Origin of the sequence: Sphingobium sp. HDIP04 (genome assembly GCF_000445085.1) — a bacterium.
In the GTDB taxonomy this organism is placed as follows: Bacteria; Pseudomonadota; Alphaproteobacteria; order Sphingomonadales; family Sphingomonadaceae; genus Sphingobium; species Sphingobium indicum.
Genome location: NZ_ATDO01000094.1, coordinates 1 through 19685, shown reverse-complemented (window position 1 = coordinate 19685; position 19685 = coordinate 1). Strand labels below are relative to the sequence as shown.

Annotated in this window: 11 protein-coding genes and 2 riboswitches; of the genes, 5 read left to right on the top strand and 6 right to left on the bottom strand. The window is 68.6% G+C overall.

The window, feature by feature from the left end:
- Positions 1–146: 146 nt before the first annotated feature.
- Positions 147–364, bottom strand: a riboswitch (cobalamin riboswitch).
- 87 nt (positions 365–451) lie between these two features.
- The 6 genes from bluB to L286_RS37305 all read right to left on the bottom strand — a co-directional run bounded on the left by bluB (position 452) and on the right by L286_RS37305 (position 8381).
- Positions 452–1081 carry a 5,6-dimethylbenzimidazole synthase gene (gene bluB, locus L286_RS37330; protein ID WP_218847698.1) on the bottom strand — a complete coding sequence of 210 codons (630 nt, stop codon included), beginning with the start codon at positions 1079–1081 and terminating at the stop codon, positions 452–454.
- The gene (gene cobO / locus L286_RS37325; protein WP_020818052.1) at positions 1078–1683 is read right to left on the bottom strand and encodes a cob(I)yrinic acid a,c-diamide adenosyltransferase; all 606 of its coding nucleotides are present in this window, start codon (positions 1681–1683) and stop codon (positions 1078–1080) included. The genes bluB and cobO overlap by 4 nt, the downstream gene beginning before the upstream one ends.
- Entirely contained in the window at positions 1680–5492 is a 3813-nt protein-coding gene (gene cobN, locus L286_RS37320) for a cobaltochelatase subunit CobN (protein WP_020818053.1), read from the bottom strand. The genes cobO and cobN overlap by 4 nt, the downstream gene beginning before the upstream one ends.
- Entirely contained in the window at positions 5492–6532 is a 1041-nt protein-coding gene (gene cobW / locus L286_RS37315) for a cobalamin biosynthesis protein CobW (protein ID WP_020818054.1), read from the bottom strand. Before cobW ends, cobN begins: the two co-directional genes overlap by 1 nt.
- Positions 6529–7602, bottom strand: coding sequence for a HoxN/HupN/NixA family nickel/cobalt transporter (locus tag L286_RS37310; RefSeq protein ID WP_020818055.1), 1074 nt, complete (start codon positions 7600–7602; stop codon positions 6529–6531). Before L286_RS37310 ends, cobW begins: the two co-directional genes overlap by 4 nt.
- Before the next feature lie 152 nt (positions 7603–7754).
- Positions 7755–7981: riboswitch (cobalamin riboswitch) on the bottom strand.
- Positions 7982–8138: 157 nt separating this feature from the next.
- On the bottom strand, positions 8139–8381 hold the full coding sequence (locus L286_RS37305) for a hypothetical protein (RefSeq protein WP_013053883.1): 243 nt from the start codon (positions 8379–8381) through the stop codon (positions 8139–8141).
- 309 nt (positions 8382–8690) lie between these two features.
- Here L286_RS37305 and L286_RS37300 point away from each other — a divergent pair, with 309 nt between their 5' ends.
- From L286_RS37300 to L286_RS37280, 5 genes are all read left to right on the top strand, one after another.
- Positions 8691–11759, top strand: a complete 3069-nt coding sequence (locus L286_RS37300; protein WP_020818056.1) for a CHAT domain-containing protein — start codon at positions 8691–8693, stop codon at positions 11757–11759.
- A 5-nt stretch (positions 11760–11764) separates the two neighbouring features.
- Positions 11765–13804 carry an adenylate/guanylate cyclase domain-containing protein gene (locus L286_RS37295; RefSeq protein WP_025160922.1) on the top strand — a complete coding sequence of 680 codons (2040 nt, stop codon included), beginning with the start codon at positions 11765–11767 and terminating at the stop codon, positions 13802–13804.
- Positions 13791–14534, top strand: a complete 744-nt coding sequence (locus L286_RS37290) for a hypothetical protein (protein WP_013053880.1) — start codon at positions 13791–13793, stop codon at positions 14532–14534. The genes L286_RS37295 and L286_RS37290 overlap by 14 nt, the downstream gene beginning before the upstream one ends.
- A gap of 154 nt (positions 14535–14688) precedes the next feature.
- The gene (locus L286_RS37285; protein ID WP_152520533.1) at positions 14689–16473 is read left to right on the top strand and encodes a ShlB/FhaC/HecB family hemolysin secretion/activation protein; all 1785 of its coding nucleotides are present in this window, start codon (positions 14689–14691) and stop codon (positions 16471–16473) included.
- On the top strand, positions 16473–19685 hold a 3213-nt coding region (locus L286_RS37280), incomplete at its 3' end, for a beta strand repeat-containing protein (RefSeq protein ID WP_021223573.1). The genes L286_RS37285 and L286_RS37280, both read left to right, overlap by 1 nt.

Genomic DNA, 19685 nt, shown 5'->3' with positions numbered 1-19685 from the left:
CGCGAATGGCGGCGGACGATGCGCTGTGCGCGTCTGGCAACGGACTTCACCTCCCACATCGCAACGACGACCGGAGGATGCTTCCCCCAGCCGCATTCGTCGCCCGTGCGGAGAACCGAGCCGTGACCATCCCCTGGACCATGGCTAGAGCGACCCTTGCGTTCGGCAGGTCTCCTGGCTTGCGGGTCACAGCTTCGGCAGGGGCCTTCCCGGATCGCTCCAGTGGCTGGCCGCCCGCTCGGGAGGCCGTCCTTGCCTTGCTCGCCGCTCACAGTTGCAGGGACAGCCGCGGATTAGGGAGCATCCTCCCGCACCGCGTTCCCATTTAAGCCCCTTGCGGGGCACCGACGCGATCGATGGAGCGGGCATGGCCCGTTCCAAGGCTGCTCATAGGCGGAGAGGAAGGGAAAGGGAAGAGGCCTTCAATCCCCCGCATGCGGGAGGGGAATTGTCAGCGAGTCACTATCGTCGAATGCCAGTCCGTCCGATGTTCCCAGCCGCGCCTTTCCAGTTCCGGCGTCGCCTCCTCGCTGACTGGATAGCCCAGGCACAGCAGGCCAAGGCATCGCCAGTTTTCCGGAATGGCGAGCATCGCGTCCACCGTCGCACGGTCCAGTATCGACACCCACCCCATGCCGATGCCGCGAGTCCGGGCGGCGAGCCAGAGCGTGTGGATCGCCATCACGCAGCTATAGCGGCGCGCCTCCGGCATGGTGATCGCGCCCAGCCTGTGGCCGGTTTCCGTGCCTTCGTCGCAATAGACGGCGAACAGCACCGGCGCTTCGCGCAGGCCGTGCAATTTCAGGCTGCGGTAGAGCCTGTCCTCCTCCCCTTCGTACATCTTGCCCGCCTTGGCGACCTGGGCGTCGACATGGACGGCAAGACGCTCGCGCAGGGCGGGCGTTTCGACGCGGACGAAACGCCAGGGCTGCGACAGCCCGACCGACGGCGCGCTGTGAGCGAGGGCGAGGAGCCGTTCGACCTCGCTCTCCTCCAGCGGATCGGTCAGGAAATGGCGCACGTCGCGGCGCAGGTGGACCAGTTCCTCGAAGGCGGCGATGTCGAAGGCGGTGCGTGTCAGAATTCGATTCCCGGCTGGGCCTTCACGCCGCTGCGGAAGGGATGTTTGAGGAGGGTCATTTCAGTGACGAGATCGGCCGCCTCCATCAGCGCGTCGGGCGCGTTGCGGCCGGTGACGATGACATGCTTCATTTCGCCCCTGGCGGTCACGGCCTCCAACACCTCTTCGACCGGAAGATAGTCGTAGCGCAATACGATGTTGAGTTCATCGGCAAGGACCATGTCATAGGCCGGATCGGCGATCATGCGTTTCACCTCATCCCATGCTTCGCGTGCAAGGGCAATGTCCCGCGTCCGGTCCTGCGTGTTCCAGGTGAAGCCTTCGCCCATGGGCTTGAATTCGACATTGTCCGGAAACGCATCGAACACCCGTTTTTCTCCGGTGGTCATCGCGCCCTTCACGAACTGGACGACGCCCACCTTCCGGCCATGGCCGATGGCGCGGACCACCATGCCGAGCGCGGCGGTCGTCTTGCCCTTGCCCTTGCCGGTGTGGACGATCAGCAGGCCTTTTTCCTGCGTCTTGGTCGCCATGATCCTGTCATGGGCGGCCTGTTTCTTCTTCATTTTTTCGGCATGTTGTTCGGGCGTGCGCTCGATCATTGCGGGGCATCCTTGAGTTGGGAGAGAAGCATGGCGGCGCTGTTCGACCGGGGTTTCCAAAGGGCGCGGTCCAGCGCTTCGCGGAGGCGCGCGGCGGTCTCCCGCAGGGCTGCCGGATTGGCCTCCGCCATGAAGGCGCGGACCGCCTCATCCTCTATGAAAGCGGCGTGGACGGCGTCGAAATGATGATCCTTCACCGCATGGGTCGTGGCGGCGAAGGCGAAGAGATAGTCGACGGAGGCCGCGATCTCGAACGCGCCCTTGTAGCCGTGACGCATCATGCCCGCGATCCATTTGGGGTTGGTGACGCGGGCGCGGACGATGCGGCCGATCTCATCCTCCAGCGTGCGGACGACGGGGCGATCCGGGCGGCTGTGGTCGTTATGATAGCTGAGCGGCCTCCTGCCGGAGAGATGCTCGACCGCCGCGGCCAAGCCCCCTTCGAACTGATAATAATCATCGCTGTCGAGCAGGTCGTGCTCGCGATTGTCCTGGTTCTGGATCAGGGCGTCGGCCTGGGTCAGGCGCTTCGCGAAGAGGTTGCGTTCGGCATCGCCCTCCACGCCGCCGCCATAGGCATGGCCGCCCCAGTCGAGATAGACGTTCGCCAGGTCGGCGCGGTCGTGCCAGATCTTCTCGTCGATCATCGCCTGGAGGCCCGCGCCATAGGCTCCGGGCTTCGAGCCGAAGACGCGGCTGCCGGCGCGGCGATGGGCGGCTTTTTCGGAGATGCCCTCCGCGATCAACGCGGCGGTTTCAGCGCGGTGGCGGGCGGCGGCGGGGTTGTCCTCTTCCGGCTCGTCCAGCGCCATGACGGCGCGGGCGGCGCTGTCGATCAGGTCGATCTGTTCCGGGAAGGCGTCCCGGAAGAAGCCGGAGACGCGGAAGGTCACGTCGACGCGGGGACGGCCCAGTTCAGCGATCTTCATGACCTCGAAACCGATGACGCGGCCCGAAGCCCAATCCCAGCGCGGGCGGACGCCCATCAGGGCCAGCGCCTGCGCGATGTCGTCGCCGCCGGTGCGCATATTGGCGGTGCCCCAGGCGGACAGGGCGATGGCGCGGGGATAGTCGCCCTCCCGCTGGAGATAGTCCTGCACGATGAGGTCGGCGGAGCGCTGGCCGAGATTCCAGGCGGCGACGGTGGGTACGGCGCGGGTGTCGACCGAATAGAAATTGCGGCCGGTGGGAAGGACGTCCGGGCGGCCCCTGGTCGGCGCTCCGGATGGGCCGGGAGGGACGAAACGACCGTCGAGGGCTTTCAGGAGCGCGGTTTTTTCAGCTTTCCCGCAGGCGTCGACGCGGGGGGCGAGATCTTGCTCGATCACGGTGAGAACCGCTGCGGTTCTTTGTAATGCCCAGTCGTCGTCCCCGCGAAGGCGGGGATCCATCTCCTGAATGTTCCGCTTGGGGCTGCTTATGGGAGATGGGTTCCCGCTTTCGCGGGAATGACGGTCCATCAGTTCAATGGCGTAGAGTTCGAGCCGTTCCACCGTATCCCCGGTGGTACGCCAGGGGGCAGAGGTGACGTGCCGGAGCGCTTCCGGTCGACGGCCGGTCCACGGCGTCCCCATGATGCAGTCGAGCGGATCGAAGCCCAACTCAAGATCATCCGCCAAGGCGCGCAACAGTGATTGGCGGCCTTCGTCCAACCCTCTGGGGCAGCGGGCAAGGGCGATCAGCAGGTTGCGGCGGAGAGCGCCCTCCGGGCTGCGGGTGAAGACATGCAGCCCGTCGCGTATCTGCATTTCCTTAAGGTCGCACAGATAGTTGTCGATCGCCGCCAAGGCATCGTCTCCGCCTCCCTGCACCCCTGCATCCTTGTCCAACCCTTGCGAGGCGGCAAGGGCGAGAATGTCCTTGCGCAGCGTTTCCAGCCGGCGCGGGTCCATGCCGGCGGCCAGATAATATTCGTCGACCAGCGCCTCCAATTCTTTCAGCGGGCCATAGGTTTCCGCGCGGGTCAGCGGGGGCGTCAGATGATCGACGATGCAGGCGCCGATGCGGCGCTTCGCCTGGGTGCCTTCGCCGGGGTCGTTGACGATGAAGGGATAGATTTGCGGGATCGGCCCGGCGCAGATTTCGGGAAAGCAGTTTTCCGACAGCCCGATCGCCTTGCCCGGCAGCCATTCCAGATTGCCGTGCTTGCCCACATGGACGACGGCATCGGCGCCGAAAACGCCGGCCAGCCAGATATGGAAGGCAAGATAGGCATGGGGCGGCGGCAGCGCCGGGTCGTGATAGCTGCTCCTGGGATCGACATGATAGCCCCGCGAAGGCTGGACGGCGAGCGCGATATGGCCGAAGCGATGCACCGGCAGGCGGAATGCCCCGTCGCGGAAGAAGGGATCGGCCTCGGGCGCGCCCCAGCGGGACCGGACGGCTTGGCGGACCCCTTCGGGCAGGGTGGCGAAGGTCGCGTCATAGGCCTGGAGCGGCAGGGCGACTTCGCCAGGACCGTCCGGGGCGGCGTTGGTGATGCCGCCCGTCATGCGCTGCATGAGCGCGGCGCCGTCAGCAGGGGCTTCGCCGGTCCTGTAGCCCGCTTCCGACAGGGCCTTCAGAATGGCGGCGGCACTGGCGGGCGTGTCGAGGCCGACGCCGTTGCCGATGCGGCCATTTCTGTTGGGATAGTTGGCCAGGATCAGGGCGACCCGCCGTTCGTCCACTGGCGTGGTTCGCAGTTTCGACCAGTTGGCAGCCAGTTGGGATACGAAGCTGACACGATCTTGCAGAACCTGGGGCACGACGATGCCGCATTGCGTGCGCTCGTCGAACCGCGCTGCGGCCTTGAAGGCGACTGCACGGGTGAAGAGGCGGCCGTCCACTTCGGGCAGCGCGACATGCATGGCGAGGTCGCGAGGGCCAAGCCCGCGGGCGCTGGATTCCCAGGCGCCCTGGTCCACGCTGGCGAAGATCGTCTGGAGGATCGCGCAGTCCGCCTGTTCGAGGATGGAGGGCGTGCGCGGCTCGCCCGGCGCGCTGGCGGCGAAGGCGGTGGCGTTGAGGATGACGTCCGGCGGCGCTTGCGCCATCAGCCCTTGCAGGAAATCACGGGCGAAGGGTTCGCGCAAGGCGCGCACATGGACGGGAAGGACGTTGAGGCCCGCCCCCTCTAGTCCTGCGATCATGCCGTCCACGGCGTCCAGCGTGCCAGCGATCATCAGGGCGCGGTAGAAGAGGAAGAGAGCGGTCGGCTGCCCCGCCTTCCACCTGTTCCTGACCTGATCCAGCGTGGGTCGATCGCTGCCGGGCAAATAAAGGCCGGCGTCGGCCACCGGAACCGGCGCATCGGGAACGCCCGCGTCGAAGCCGGCAAGGCGGGCTGCGTTGCGCAGGAAGGCGACGGCGTTGGCTATGCCGCCCTGCCGCAGATAGTCGCGCAGGAGGTCGCAGCTCTCCGCCGCGACGGTGGACGCGGCGGAGAGTTCTGGATCGTCCTCTCGCCCATCGGCGATCGCCGCGAAGGCTATGCCCCTTTCCCGGGCGATATTCGCAATTTCTTCAATGCCATAGGGCCAATAGCTCTTGCCGCCCAGCAGGACGACGCAGACGAATTTAGCGTGGGCGACGACCTTCTCGACATAGAGATCGACCGAATAGGGGTGTTTGAGCTGGAGGAGGTTGGCGAGGCGGATTTCGGGCGCCGCCCCGCCCAGTTCCTGCGCCAGGACATGGGCGGCCCTCGCGAAACAGGCGAGTTCGCTGTCCGCCACGGTCAGCAGCACGATATCGCCCGGCGACTGGCCGAGGTCGATGGCCTCCTCGCCGTTGGAAACGGCGCCGGGCGTGGCGGTCAGCAGATGCATCAGGCGGCAGCCATCCGCGCGCCGAGTGCGGCTTCTATGGCGGCGCGGTCCATGCCGCTCTGGCCGATCACCACCAGACGGGACGTGCGCGGCTCGCCGGCCTGCCAGTGCCGGTCATAATGATGCTGGATGCGGGGGCCGACGGCTTGCAGCACGAGACGGGCCGGGCGCCCTTCAATGGCAAGGAAGCCCTTGACCCTCAGAATGTCGTGCGCGGCGATGCTCCGCGCAAGCGCCGCCAGCAGCGGTTCCGGACCGGCCAGTTCGCCCAGGTCGACGATGAAGCTCTCGAAATCGTCATGGTCATGCTCCTCCTCCCCGTCATGGTGCGAGGGGCGGTCATCGATCCGGTCCTCCGCCCCGGCGTCCAGGCCCAGCAGTATCACCGGATCGATCTCTCCCCTCGCCGTGCGGAGGATGCGCACGCCGGCGCGGATTTCCCGGGCCAGTCCCTGCTCCAGCGCAGCCAGCCGGTCCGCCGCGACGAGATCGGTCTTGTTGAGCAGGACAAGGTCGGCGCAGGCAAGCTGGTCCTCGAACAGTTCCTCGATGGGGCTGTCATGATCCAGCGTCGGGTCGGCCGCGCGGGCGGCGGCGAGCGCCGCCTCGTCATGGGCGAAGCGGCCCGCCGCCAGCGCATCGGCGTCGATCAGGGCGATCACGCCGTCGACCGTCGACCGCGTCCGGATGTCGGGCCATTGGAACGCCTTGACCAGCGGCTTGGGCAGGGCAAGGCCGCTGGTTTCGATGATGATGTGATCGGGCGGGGTAGGCCGGTCGAGCAGCTTCTGCATGGTCGGCAGGAAATCGTCGGCCACGGTGCAGCAGATGCAGCCATTGGCCAGTTCGATGATGTCCTCGTCCGGGCAGGCTTCGTCGTCGCAGCCCTGCACCAGCGCGCCGTCGACGCCGACATCGCCGAATTCGTTGATGATGAGGGCGAGGCGACGACCGCCCGCATGTTCGATGAGGTGACGGATCAGCGTGGTCTTGCCGGCGCCCAGAAAGCCGGTGATGACGGTGGCGGGGATCTTCTTCACGCGGGATTTCCCTGTGCTTGGTGGCCGGCGATGGAGGCGACCTCGATCTCGTCGAAACCTCTCCAGCGGTAGATGGCCCAGCTCAGCAGCCAGCAGGCGGCGAACAGGCCGATGATGACGAAGCCCAGGCTGTTGAAATGATCGCCAAGGTCGGCGGCCAGGGTCCATGCGCCGCCGCGGAGGCCGAGCCTGTCGCCCAGCAGCGCCGCCGCCTCGATCCCGCCGATGAGCAGCGCGACCAGCGCCGACGCCAGCGTGATGGTGATGTTGTAGTAGAGCTTGCGGATCGGCTTCACGAACGCCCATCGATAGGCGCCCATCATCAGCGCGCCGTCCGCCGTGTCGATCAACGCCATGCCCGCCGCAAAGAGCAGGGGGAAGATGAGGACGGTCGCGATGGAAAGGCCGCTGGCCGCCTGGCCGGCGGACAGGCCCAGAATGGCGACCTCCGTCGCGGTGTCGAAGCCCAGGCCGAAGAGAAAGCCGAGCGGCGCCATGTGCCAGCTTCGCGTCACCAGCCGGAAAAGCGGCCGGAAGAGGCGCGACAGAAGACCCCGGCTGCCGAGCAGCATGTCCATGTCTTCATCGACATAGGCGCCGCCCCTTCGAACATGGTTGAAGGTCTTGAGCACTGATCGCAGGATGATCAGGTTCATCGCCGCGATGGCGAAGAGGAAGGTTGCCGACACGATCGTCGCAATGGTGCCGCCAATGGCTCCAGCGGCCTCCACCCGGCTCAGCGCATTGGCGGCGAAGGCGATGAGGACAGCGGCGATCAGGACGATGCCGCTATGGCCGATGGCGAACCAGAAGCCGACGGCAAGGGGCCGCTGGCCATCCTGCATCAGCTTGCGGGTCGCATTGTCGATGGCGGCGATGTGATCGGCGTCGACGGCATGGCGAAGGCCCAGGCTCCAGGCCAGCAGCGCCGTGCCCAGCATGACGGGGTCGCCGGCGAAAATGGCGAAGGCCGCGATCCAGGCGGCCAGATTGGCGGCGAGGAGCCCGGCGAACATGCCGGCGGCGCGGCGGCGCAGGCGGCCGGACGGCGCATGGGACGATATGGTCATAGGGACGATCCCCGTCGGCGTCTGCGAACCGGACGGAAGCCGCCTGCATGCCGGACGGACGCTCTTGCGCCCGGCATGCGGACAGCAGCTCCCGCTGCGTGAAGCGTCGCTCAGACGGAGGACCGTGCCGCGGCCATCCCCTGGACCATGGCAAGAGCGACCAGACGCAGGCAGGTTTCCTGGCTCGCGGGTCACGGCTTGGCGCATGGCCTTCCCAGGCCTCGCATGACTTAGCGTCCGGCCCAGTGGCTGATCCTGCCGCATGTGCGGAGGATCGCTATGCGTCTCGCTCGCCGCTTACAGTTGCAGGGACAGCCGCGGATTCATCACCGCATTCCCTATTAAGCCCCCTGAAGGGGCACCGGCGCGATCATGAAGGCCAGCCGAAACCGGCCTTCATGGGCGTGCATAGAGGCTGGGCGAGCAAATGGGAAGAGGAGCAATGACGACTTCTTCCGTCGGGCAGGGCCAACGCGCCGCTCCCGGCGAGGCGCTGGAGGCGCAGGACTCGCAGCGCCGGGGACGACGATCCTATTTCAATGCACCTCCGCCCTCAGCCGTTCGACCAGCTTTTCGATCTCCCACGGCTCCAGCACCCAGGTTCGCGTCTTGCGACCTTCGCGATGGACCGGCTGGGTCAACAGGATGCGCGCCTGTTCCTTCGCATGGGGCTTGAAGATCGCGAAATGCTGGGCGCAATCGCGGATCGTGCCGATGATCGGCGCCTTGCCGTCCAGGTCGATCATGGTGGCGGGCTGGTCCCAGGGCATGTTCAGCATGACGTCTTCCATTCTTCTATGATCGGCGCTGCAACTCGCTTGATCACTGGCGACCATAGCGGCGGATCGGCCGCCTGTATCGCCCAAAAACAAGGGCCCAACTGTCACTTTTCTGGTTTGCTCCTGGACAGGAGGCGGGCGAACATGCCCCTGCCCGGCGCGTTTCGCCTTGCGGCGCGGCGTCGGGGGGCGTTATGACGGCCCGATCATGCAAAAGGGGGCTTTGCACGGACATATCCGGCAGGGTTTGGGGGATAGGGCTTGAGCGTTTTGGGGAAGTTGGTTCGCGGGCCTGCGGGATGGGCCGCCTTGACTCTGTCCGTGGCAGCGCACGCCCAGGCGACGGGGGACCGTCCGCTGCTGAGGGACAGTTTCCGCATCGGCAGCGAGGGCGGCGCTCTATGCCAGGCGCAGAGCGCGACCGGCGACCCCGCGACGCGAACGATGTTCGATCGCGCATGGACGCTGGTGTGCCGGGATGCCGCGCGCCCCGTCGGCCAGATCTATGCGCTGCGGCGCGGTGCGGTCACGGATGACGGGGCATTGCAGGATCGGCTTGCGGCTTCGCGCAGGGAGGCGGTCGAATGCAATGCGCCCGGCGGGGTCACCTTGCCCGGCATAGGCTCGGCGCTCATGCGCAACTGCGCGGGCGCGGTCGGCGCCTATCGCATATTGGCCGTCGAACGCGGCAAGACGATCTATGTAGCGCAGGGCTATGCCGCCTATGCAAGCGCGCTCGACCTGGGGCTGCGCTCCGTCATGGCCGGGCGGATCGTGCCGGGCCGGGTCGACATCGCGACGGTAGGGACGAACGACGCGGGTTATGCCCGACTGCAGGCGGCGACGCTGGACCCGCAGACTGTGCTGGCGGAGGGCTATCGGCGCAACGCTTCGGGCAATTATGCCGAAGCGGCGGAGTTTTTCGACAGCCTGACCGACCGGCTGGCCCGCGATCCGGATGCGGCGAAGCTGACCCCTGCGGAACGGGCGAACCGGGCGCATGAATATCTGGTCAATCGCGGCCTGCAACTGTCCAATCTGGGGCTGTTCGACCAGGCCGAGGCCGCCTTCGCTGAAGCGCGCCGGATCGTGACCGCCGATGCGGTGCAAGTCCGCCTGCGCCGCAATTTCGAGGCTATGCATCATATCAACCGGCAGGATAGCGCCGGCGCGCTGGCGATACTGGATCGCCCCCTGACGAGCGGCGCGACGGCGTCCGCCGGGGGAGACGGCGCGGTTTCCCTACCGCCGGAGGTGGCCGCCGAAATGAGCAGTGGTGCGGCGCAGGCCCGCGCCCTGGGCGTGCGGCAGGACAATATGCTGACTCCGGTCGAGCGCTCCGCGATCCTGGACGCGCAGGCGCAGCAGTTGCGCGGCACCATCCTGCGCCTGTCGGGCCAGCCGGGCCCGGCGCGGGAGGTGCTGACGAAAGCGCTGGCAAGCGCCGTCGCGATCCGGGACGGGCGGGTCACGTCCATCACCCGCCTGCGCGCCCAGCTGCTGGGCGAGATCGCCCTGACCCATGAGGCCCAGGCAGATTATGGGCAGGCCGAGCGCCAGTTGAACCAGGCACTGGCCCTGCTGGGCGCGCAATATCCCGAAACGGTGGCGCTGAACGGCGCGCGGGCGCGGCTGGGCGCCTTCCTGATCCGCCGGGGCCGCAATGAGGATGCGCTGAAAATCTATCGCGGCATCATCGCCTCCACCATGGAGAACCGCGCCACGCTGACCGGCATGGCGAACCAGCTCCAGCCCTATTTCAACCTGTTGGCGCGGGAGATTCTCACGCGGCCGGAACTGACCGCCGACCTGTTCGCAGCGTCGCAGACGCTGCTGCGGCCGGGCGCCGCCGATACGCTGGAACAGTTGAGCCGCGAACTGTCCGCCGGGGATGGCGAGGCGGCGCGGCTGTTCCGGCAGTCGGTTTCCCTCTCGCGCGACATAGAGCGGGGGCGGATCGCGCTCGCCCAGTTGCGGCAGGCGGCGCAGGGGCGCGAGGCGCTGTTGCCCGACGTCGTTCAGGCCCAGGCCGACATCGACCAACTCGCCGCCGACCAGGCCCATACGCTGGCGGCGCTGGCGGCCTATCCTCAATATCGCGCCCTCAGCCCCCAGGGGCTTACGCTGGCCGAAATGCAGGCGACGCTGAAGCCCGGCGAGGGCTATTACAAGCTGGCGCAACTGGGCGACGCGCTCTACGCGCTGTGGATCGACGGCGCGGGCGCGACCGGATACCGGCTGGCGGCCAGCGCGACCGAAGTGGCGCGCAAGGTGGCGGCGCTGCGCGAGACGATCTCGATCGACGTGAACGGCGTTCAGACCACCTACGCGCTGGACGTGCCGGCGGCGCGCAGCCTCTATCTCGACCTGTTCGGGCCGGTGGAGCAACGGCTGGCGGCGGCGCGGCACCTGATCTTCGAACCGGACGGGGCGATGCTGCAACTGCCGGTCAACCTGCTGGTCGCCGGACAGGCTGGCGTCGATGCCTATGAGGCGCGGGTGGCGCAGGGGGGAGACGAGTTCGATTTCCGCGGCATCGACTGGCTGGGCCGCGACCATGCTGTCAGCACGGCCCTGTCGGCCCGCGCCTTCCGCGATGCGCGGGCGGCGGCGCCATCCAGTGCGGCGCAGAGCTATATCGGCTTCGGCGGCAATGCGCCGCTTGCCGGGCCGATGCTGGCGGCCTCCAGCCGGGGCGGCCTGACCAGCGGAGCGGCGGACGATTGCGGCTGGTCGCCTTTGCAATGGAATCGTCCGATCCCGGCGACCGAATTGCGGGAGGCGGCGCAGGCCATCGGCGGACAGGGCAACGAACTGATCACCGGCGCGGCCTTCACCGACGAGGCGGTGATGGCGCGGGGCGATCTCGACCGTTTCCGCATCCTGCACTTCGCGACCCATGGGCTGGTGACGCCGCCCCACCCCGGATGCCCGGCGCGGCCCGCTCTGCTCACCAGCTTCGCGCCCGACCGGAAATCGGACGGCCTGTTGCAGTTCAGCGAGATTTTCGACCTGCGGCTGAATGCCGACCTGGTCGTGCTGTCCGCCTGCGACACGGCGGGCGCGGCGGGCGCGGAAACGACGCGTGCGGCCGGGCTTTCGGGCGGTGGCGGGGCGCTGGACGGGCTGGTGCGCGCCTTCATCGGCGCGGGAAGCCGCGCCGTCATCGCCAGCCACTGGCCCGCGCCAGAGGATTATCGCGCCACCGAAAGGCTGATGGGCGGCCTGTTCGCGACCCCGGCGGACCAGCCCATGGCCGAAGCGCTGCGGGCGGCGCAGGCCAGGCTGATGGACGATGCGGAGACGTCGCATCCCTTCTACTGGTCCGGCTTCGCGATCATCGGCGATGGCGCGCGTCCGTTGATCGCGCGTCGCTGACCGCCGTGCCGACGCGGGGCCTGATGCGCCGCGGCGCGCGACTGGTGCGGGACACGGGCCGCTGGCGGCTGGCCGCGACCGGCGCGCTGCTGCTGCTGGCGCTGTTCCTCGCGGGATGGGACTGGAACAGGCCCCTGGGCAGGGGGACGGCGCGGGAAATACCGACGGCAGACGCGGAAAGGGGCGTTTACGACTGGCGAGCCGCCAGCTTCGCGCCCCGCGTGGCGCAGGACCAGCGCATCCTGATGCTGGTCTATGACGACCAGACGTTGATCGCCACGCGCAAGCGGTCGCCGCTGGACCGGGGGCTGCTGGCGCGGGCGCTGCGCAACATCGACGCCATGGGGGCGAAGTCGATCGGCATCGACATCCTGTTCGACCAGCCGCAGGACGAGGATGGCGAACTGCTCTCCGTCCTGCGGGCAATGCGCACGCCGGTCTGGCTCGGCTATGCCAATCTGGGCGATAATCAGGAACAGATCATCTTCGAACAGCAGCAATTCCTGGATCGCTTCATCCGGGCGGCGCGGACCGAAAAAGTGCGCCCGGCGAGCATCCGGCTGGAAACCGATTCGGACAATGTGGCCCGAAGCTGGCCCGTTCCGACGCCGGGGCAGCCGCCCCTGCTGACGCTGGCGATGCAGCCTTCGCCCTCCTTTCGCGACTATCGCGGCGCGATCCGCTTCCGGCTGCCGGTCCGCCAGGCGGATGGATCGGAGGAGCCGGTAATCCCCAGCCTTCAGATCGACACGCTGGCCGATCCCGCCATGGCCCCGGCGCTCGCCGCCATGGTGCGCGGGCGGCATGTGCTGATCGGCGGCGACATCGTCGACATCGACCAGTTCGAGACGCCCCTGTCGGGACGGCAGGCGCGATCGACCATGATCGGGCTGGAAGTGCATGCGACGATGCTGGCGCAATTGCTGGATGGCGCGCGCCTGGCCGCGGTGCCGGAGGGGTGGCGCTGGCTGGCCGCCCTGCTGGTCGTGGGCGCGGCGGGGCTCACGAGCCTGGCGGAGTTGCGCTGGTTCGCCCTGCTGCCCGCGCTGGCCGTTCAGGCGGGGGCGATTGCGGGCGTGCCGCTGTGGTTGCAGGCGCGGGGGTGGGACACCAAGGGACTGCCCGCCGTCGGCTGGGTGCTGGGCTGGGTGCTGGCCTTCACCGCCATCGGCGTGGCGGCGCGGGCCGTGACCTCGCAGCAGCGGCGCTTCGCGCAGGCGGCGCTGGGCAAATATCTGCCCCGCGACATCGCCGCGCAGATATTGGCCGAGCCGGAGAAGCTGGCGCTGCATGGCGAAAAGCGGCAGATCTTCACCCTGTTCACCGACCTGGAGGGCTTCACCAAGCTCAGCCACGCCATCGCGCCGGAAATGGTCGCCCAATTGCTGAACCGCTATCTCGACATGCTGAGCGACGTGGTGCTGGCCCATGGCGGCACCATCGACAAGTTCGTGGGGGATGCTGTGGTCGCCTTCTGGGGCGCGCCCATCGCGCGGCCCGACGACGGGCGCAACGCCGCGCTCGCCGCCCAGGCGATGTGGCAGGCGGGGGAGGCGTTCCGCCGCGACCTGCCGCCCGGCGTGCCGCTGATCGGGCGGACACGCGTCGGGCTGCATCATGGGGAGGCGATCGTCGGCAATTTCGGGGGGGAGGGGCGCATCCAATATACCGCGCTTGGCGACAGCATGAACACCGCATCGCGGCTGGAGGCGGCGAACAAGGCGCTGGAAACCAATGTGCTGGCAAGCCGGGAGGCGATGCTGCTGTCCGGGCTGGACTGGTGGCGGCCGATGGGACGGGTGCGGCTGCGCGGGCGGTCGACGCCGGTCGACCTGTTCGAGCCGGCGCCGGAGTTTCCAGCCGAGGAGCGGGCGGTACTGGCGCGGATATTGGCCGCTTTCGATGGCGAGGACGCCGCGGCGCAAGACGCGGCGCGGGAACGCCTCAAAGCGATGGTTAACCGTCATCCGGATGATGCGGCCATGGCCAATCTGCTATATCGTTATGAGTATATCGGGGAAGGAGGAAGCTATGGTCTGGGGTAGATTTGCCGCGAAATGCGCATTGGCCGGATGCGTTGCCGGGCTGGGGGCGCAGGCTGCGGCGGAGACCATGGTGGTCCGCGCCACCGGCCCTTCGGCAGCGACCTACAAGCCGGGGAGCAAGCTGGCCGACGGCGGATCGATCGCGCTGAAGGCGGGCGATGTGGTGACTCTTCTGGACGCCAGGGGCACCCGGACGCTGAGGGGACCGGGCAGTTTCAACGTCGCCGCCGCCAATGCCGCGCCCGCCAACAGCGTGATGCTTTCCGCCCTGCTGGACACCAAGCGGGTGCGCCGGGCGCGGACCGGGGCCGTGCGCGGCAGCGTGGGCGAAGCGCCGCCGGCTGCGCCCCGCCGGCCCAATCTCTGGATGGTGGATGTCGCGCAGTCCGGAACGCTCTGCATCGCCGATCCCGCGTCCGTGCGGCTGTGGCGCGCAGATGCCTCCAAGCCCGCGACGATAGGGATCAGCGGCGAGGGCGTGCAGGCGACGGCGAGCTTCAGGATGGGGGAATCGGTTGCCCCCTGGCCGGTCGCGGCGCCCGTGCGGGAGGGCGCTGCCTATCGCCTGAGCGACGGGTCGCGCGCCGCCGATGTGCGGTTCGCGCTGATCGACCCCGCATCCCTGGGTCTGGACGGCGTGGCATCCGGCCTGATCGCGCATCAATGCATGGCGCAGCTCGACCTGCTGGTGGAAACGGCGACGCTGTCCGATAGAGCGGCGCGGAATTGATTGTCGGGGCGCGTCGGCGCTGTTAACCGGCGGCTGGGTTGCGGGGAAGGGGCGAAGGACAAAAAGTCCGCGCCTGAAGACAGGGAGTGAGGCAGCCGTGAGGGAAAGGCTGCCTTCGGCGCTTTGGGGACGTCTAATGGGGAAGAAGGGGCAGATGCGGGCTTCCGCTTTGGGGGGATCGGCGGCCGTGGCGCTGGCGCTGACGGCGCCCATGGCGGCGGCGCAGGTCGCGCCGCGCGCGCCGACGCGCGAGGAACTGACCCGCGGGCAACTGACAGACGAAGCGGCAGCGCAGGCCAGCCGCCTTACCGTCGTCGGCGGGATCGAGCGCGCGCCCTGTCCGCTCGCCGATCCGCGCTATGCCGGCGTTCAGGTCGATTTCGCCGATGTGCGGTTCGATGGGCTGCGCGTCGTCGATCCCGCGGCCCTGGAGGATAGCTGGCGCGAATATGCGGGGCGCGAGGTGCCCATCGCCACCCTGTGCGAAGTGCGCGACCGGGCCGCGACCATGCTGCGGCAGATGGGCTATCTGGCGGCCGTGCAGGTTCCGCCCCAGCGCATCGAAAAGGGCGGCACCGTCCGTTTCGACATCTTCATGGCGCGGCTGGTGGCGATAGAGGTGCGCGGCGACGCGGGCAATGGCGAAAGGCTGATCGCCGGGCATATGGAGGCGTTGAAGGGCCAGCCGGTCTTCAACGTGCGGGACGCGGAACGGCACCTGCTGCTGGCCCGCGACCTTCCGGGCTATGACGTGCGGCTGGCGCTGCGCCCGGCGGGGACGGCGCCGGGCGAAGTGGCGGGCGAGGTGCAGGTGGTGCGCCAGCGCGTCGAGTTGGACGTCAACGTCCAGAATTACGGCAGCAACGCCGTCGGCCGCTTCGGCGGGCTGGCGCGGGTGCGGTTCAACGACATGACCGGGATGGGCGACAGCACGCTGTTCAGCATCTTCAACACCGTCCAGCCGAGCGAGCAGACCGTGCTCCAGGTCGGGCACGGCATGGCGCTAGGCAACGACGGGCTGCGCCTGTCGGGCGACCTCACCTATGCCTGGAGCAAGCCGGGGATAGGCGGCTTGCCGCTGTCGTCCGAAACGATGATCGCGACTGCGGCGCTCGCCTATCCGCTGGCGCGGCGGCAGGTGCATACGCTGCTGGCGACGGGCGGGCTGGACATCGTCAACCAGGATCTGCGCTTCGGCGCCGCCACGCCCCGGGTGCCGCTGTCGCGCGACCGCCTGCGCGTGCTGTTCCTGCGGCTGGAGGGCGAACTGGTCGATCCGGACAGCATCGTCAGCACCATCGGCTATTCGGGGATGGAGCCGAAATGGCGGCTGGGCGGCATGCTGGAAATGCGTCAGGGCATCGATGGGCTGGGCGCGAGCGACGCCTGCGGAGCGGCTTTCGTCAACTGCGCCTCTCCCCGCACGCCGATCAGCCAGCTGGATGGCGATCCGTCCGCCTTCGTGCTGCGGGCCAGTGCGCAGGCGGAATATCGGCCGACGCCGAATGTCACCTTCGCCCTGGCCCCAAGGGCGCAATACAGCCCGGACGTGCTGCTTTCCTATGAGCAGATGAGCGCGGGCAACTATACCGCGGGGCGCGGCTACGATCCCGGCGTCATCACCGGCGACAGCGGCGTGGGCGTCGCGGCGGAGCTGCGTTACGGGCGGATCGCGCCGCGGGAACCGGGCGCCGTCGCCCTCCAGCCCTTCGTCTTCTTCGACGCGGCTTGGATGTGGCATCGCAGCGCCAATTTCGTCGGGCTCGACCCGCAGAAACTCTATTCGGCGGGCGGCGGCCTGCGCGCGACCTGGGACAATCATGCCCGGCTCGACCTGACCCTTGCGACGCCGCTGCGCAAGGCCGATTTCCAGACCGAAAAGGGCGGCACGCGGCTGCTCCTTTCCCTGACCACGCAAATCCTGCCGTGGAGGCGTTGATGACCAGGAAGCATGGCGCATTCTCGCTCTGGACCCTGCTGGGCCGCACAAGCGCGGTGGCGCTCGCGGTCGGGCTGGGGGCCGGCGCCGCAATCGGCCAGAAGGCGTTTCAGGGCAGCTATTCGACAAGTCCCGATGTCTTCATCTCGCAGGGCGCATTGCCGAACACGGACACGGTCTCGCTGAACTCGGCCCAGGCGGTGATCGACTGGACGCCCGACGATCGCGGCCCGGCCAGCGCCGGCACGATCGACTTCCTGCCCCAGGGCAGCACGGTCACGTTCAGCTCGTTCAGCGACTTCACGGTGCTGAACCGCATCCTGCCGCTGGACGGCAACGGACTGCCGGTATCGCGGGTGATCGCGTTCAACGGCACGGTGCAGAGCCGGATCGGCGGCAACCCGCCCATCACCGGGGGGGCGGTGTGGTTCTATTCGCCCGGCGGCATCATCGCGGGCGCGAACAGCGTCTTCAACGTCGGATCGCTGGTGCTGACCACCAACGCGATCGACATCAGCAACGGCCTTGACAGGAACAATATCCGTTTCGCGGGCCCGGCGGGCAGCACATCGTCTGTCGAGCTGCTTGCGGGAGCGCAGATCAACGCGCTTTCGTCCGGCAGCTATGTCGCGCTGGTCGCGCCCCGCGTGGTGCAGGGCGGCACCGTCACCGTCAACGGATCGACCGCCTATGTGGGCGCCGAAGCGGCCGACATCAGGATCAATAACGGGCTGTTCGACATAGCGATCACCGCCGGCACCACGGACGCCGACGGCGTGGTGCACAGCGGCACGACGACAGGCCCTGAATCGGTCGACGGCAACGACATGCAGCGCGTGTTCATGGTCGCGGTGCCGAAGAACAACGCACTCACCATGCTGCTGTCGGGCAATGTCGGGTACACGCCCGCGACGGCGGTCACGCCGGACGGCAGCGCCGTTGTGCTCTCGGCGGGTTCCGACATCGCTCACGACACCGGCGGGAACCTGGTCGCGACGCGCAACGCCACGACGACGGCGGAGGCGGGATTCAGCATCGGATCGGGCGACTGGCAGAACGACCTGACCGGAACTGCGACCGGCGACATCGTCATCCGCCCAACCGCGACCGCGCATTTCCTGGGCAATGTCGCGCTGTCCGCAGAGCGCGGCATCACCCTGAGGGCCGACCAGTCGGCCGCGATCGCCGCCGACAAGGACATGATCCTGACCGCCGGAAGCGGCGCTGCGGGCGGTCGCATCGACCTGCTGGCCTTCGGCGGCAGCGGCGCGGCCCTGACCAACGGACAGATAGACGTCGCCGGCAATCTGAGGCTGAACGCCAGCGGGGATGGCGAGGCGGGCGTCAGCGCGACTCCCCTGGTCGGCGGGGATGCCAGCGGCGGCACGATCAATCTGATCGCCACCGGCGGATCGATCGCGGCGGCCAGCGTGGTCGCCAATGCCGTGGGCTATGCCGGCTATGGCAGCGACAGGTCCGGCGATGCCGCGGGCGGGGCGATCACCCTGTCGGCGCTGACCGCCGCCGGCCCTTCCGGCACCGAGGGGGGGAGCCTCAGCTTCGGCAGCACGACGCTCGATGCGTCGGCGGGCACGGCCTTCCAGGTTTCGGTGCCGCCGGTCGATGGCGGCAACGCCATTGGCGGCACTATCGCGCTCAACGGCGCGGCCGGCGCCGTCATCGCGGGCGGCCTCGATCTCGGCGCCGTTAGCGCCACGGCGCAGGCGACCGGCGGCATCGCCAGCACCGGCGCGGCAGGCGATGCGACCGGCGGCGACATCCGCGTCGCCATATCCGGCGGCACGCATGAATGGGCGAGCTTCTTCGCCGACACCAGCACCGCGCCGGGCCATGCGACGGAGGGCGGCAGCTATGGCGCGGCCGTCCCCGGCGCCAACGGCATCGACATCGACGTCGGGGGCACGGGCAGCCTCAATATCCTGACATCCGTTTCGCTCTATGCCGACGCGCGCGCCTTTGGCGGCGGCGCGTCGGGCGGCGCGCTGCGGGCCGGGCGGATCAACATCGCCGCGCATGACGGCGGCAGCTTCGCGATCGCGGAGGATCTGTTCGCCACCGCCGATGCATATGGTTTCGCCGCCTATCCGGGATCGACTTTCCTGACGCCGGGAACGGCCGACGCCCTGGGCGGCGTCATCGGCATCGGCGCGGCGGGCGGCAGCTTCAGCGCGGCGGAACTCCATGTCAGCGCCAGCGGCTTTGCCGGCGATGCGCCGGGCGTCGCCGGGACAGGGACCGGCGGCAGCGTGACGCTGTTCGCCAGCGCGTCGGGCGGGCGGCGCGGCAGCTTTTCGCTCGGCGATTGCACGGGTTCGTGCAGCATCCATGCCGATGGCGGCGGCGGTGCGGGCGCCAACGGTTCGAACGGGACGGGCGGATCGGTCCTGCTCTATGCCAGCGATGCCGATTTCTCGGCGCTCGGCGAGCTTTCGCTGCACGCGCACGGCATAGGCGGCGGCACGGCCTATGACGATGCCGCAGGGCGCGGCGGCGACGGGCTGGGCGGCAGCGTCACGGTGGAAGGCCGCCTCGGCGCCGCAGGAAGCGGCGATCTCCGCTTCGGCAATCTGCTTCTTTCGGCGGAGGGCGCCTCCGCGCCTTCCAGCGAGGGCATAAGCTTCAACGGCGGCGATGCCGGCAACGGGACGGGCGGATCGGCCAATGTCATCCTGTCCGGCGGCAGCCTGACCGCCGATCTGGTGGATGCAGGCGCGGATGGATTTGGGGGCGCCGCCGGTGAAAACTGCCCGGATTGCGAAGGGGGCGGCACGACATCGTTCCGCGCCGGCAATGGGCGGGGCGGATCGGCGGGCTTCCTGATCTCCGGCGGAACGGCCACCTTGGGCGCATTGGCGCTCAGCGCGCAGGGCGTCGGGGGCGAGGCGGAAGGGGCGAGCAGCCCGCAATCGGCAGCCGCGATCGCCGGGGCCGGTTTCGGCGGCGACGCGCTGCTCGAATCGCGCGGCGGGACGCTGGACCTGACGACGCTCGCCATCGACGCGAGCGGCGTCGGAGGTGCGGGCTATCCTGTCTTTCAGGCCGACGGGGCCGATGGCGGCGCCGGAACGGGCGGCGCAGCGGGATTGCTGATGACCGCCGGAAGCAGCGGGCAGGTCGCGATCACCGGCTCGGCCATCGTCCGGGCATCGGGCACGGGCGGCGCCGGCGCCGTGGCGGAGTCCGGCGGCCCC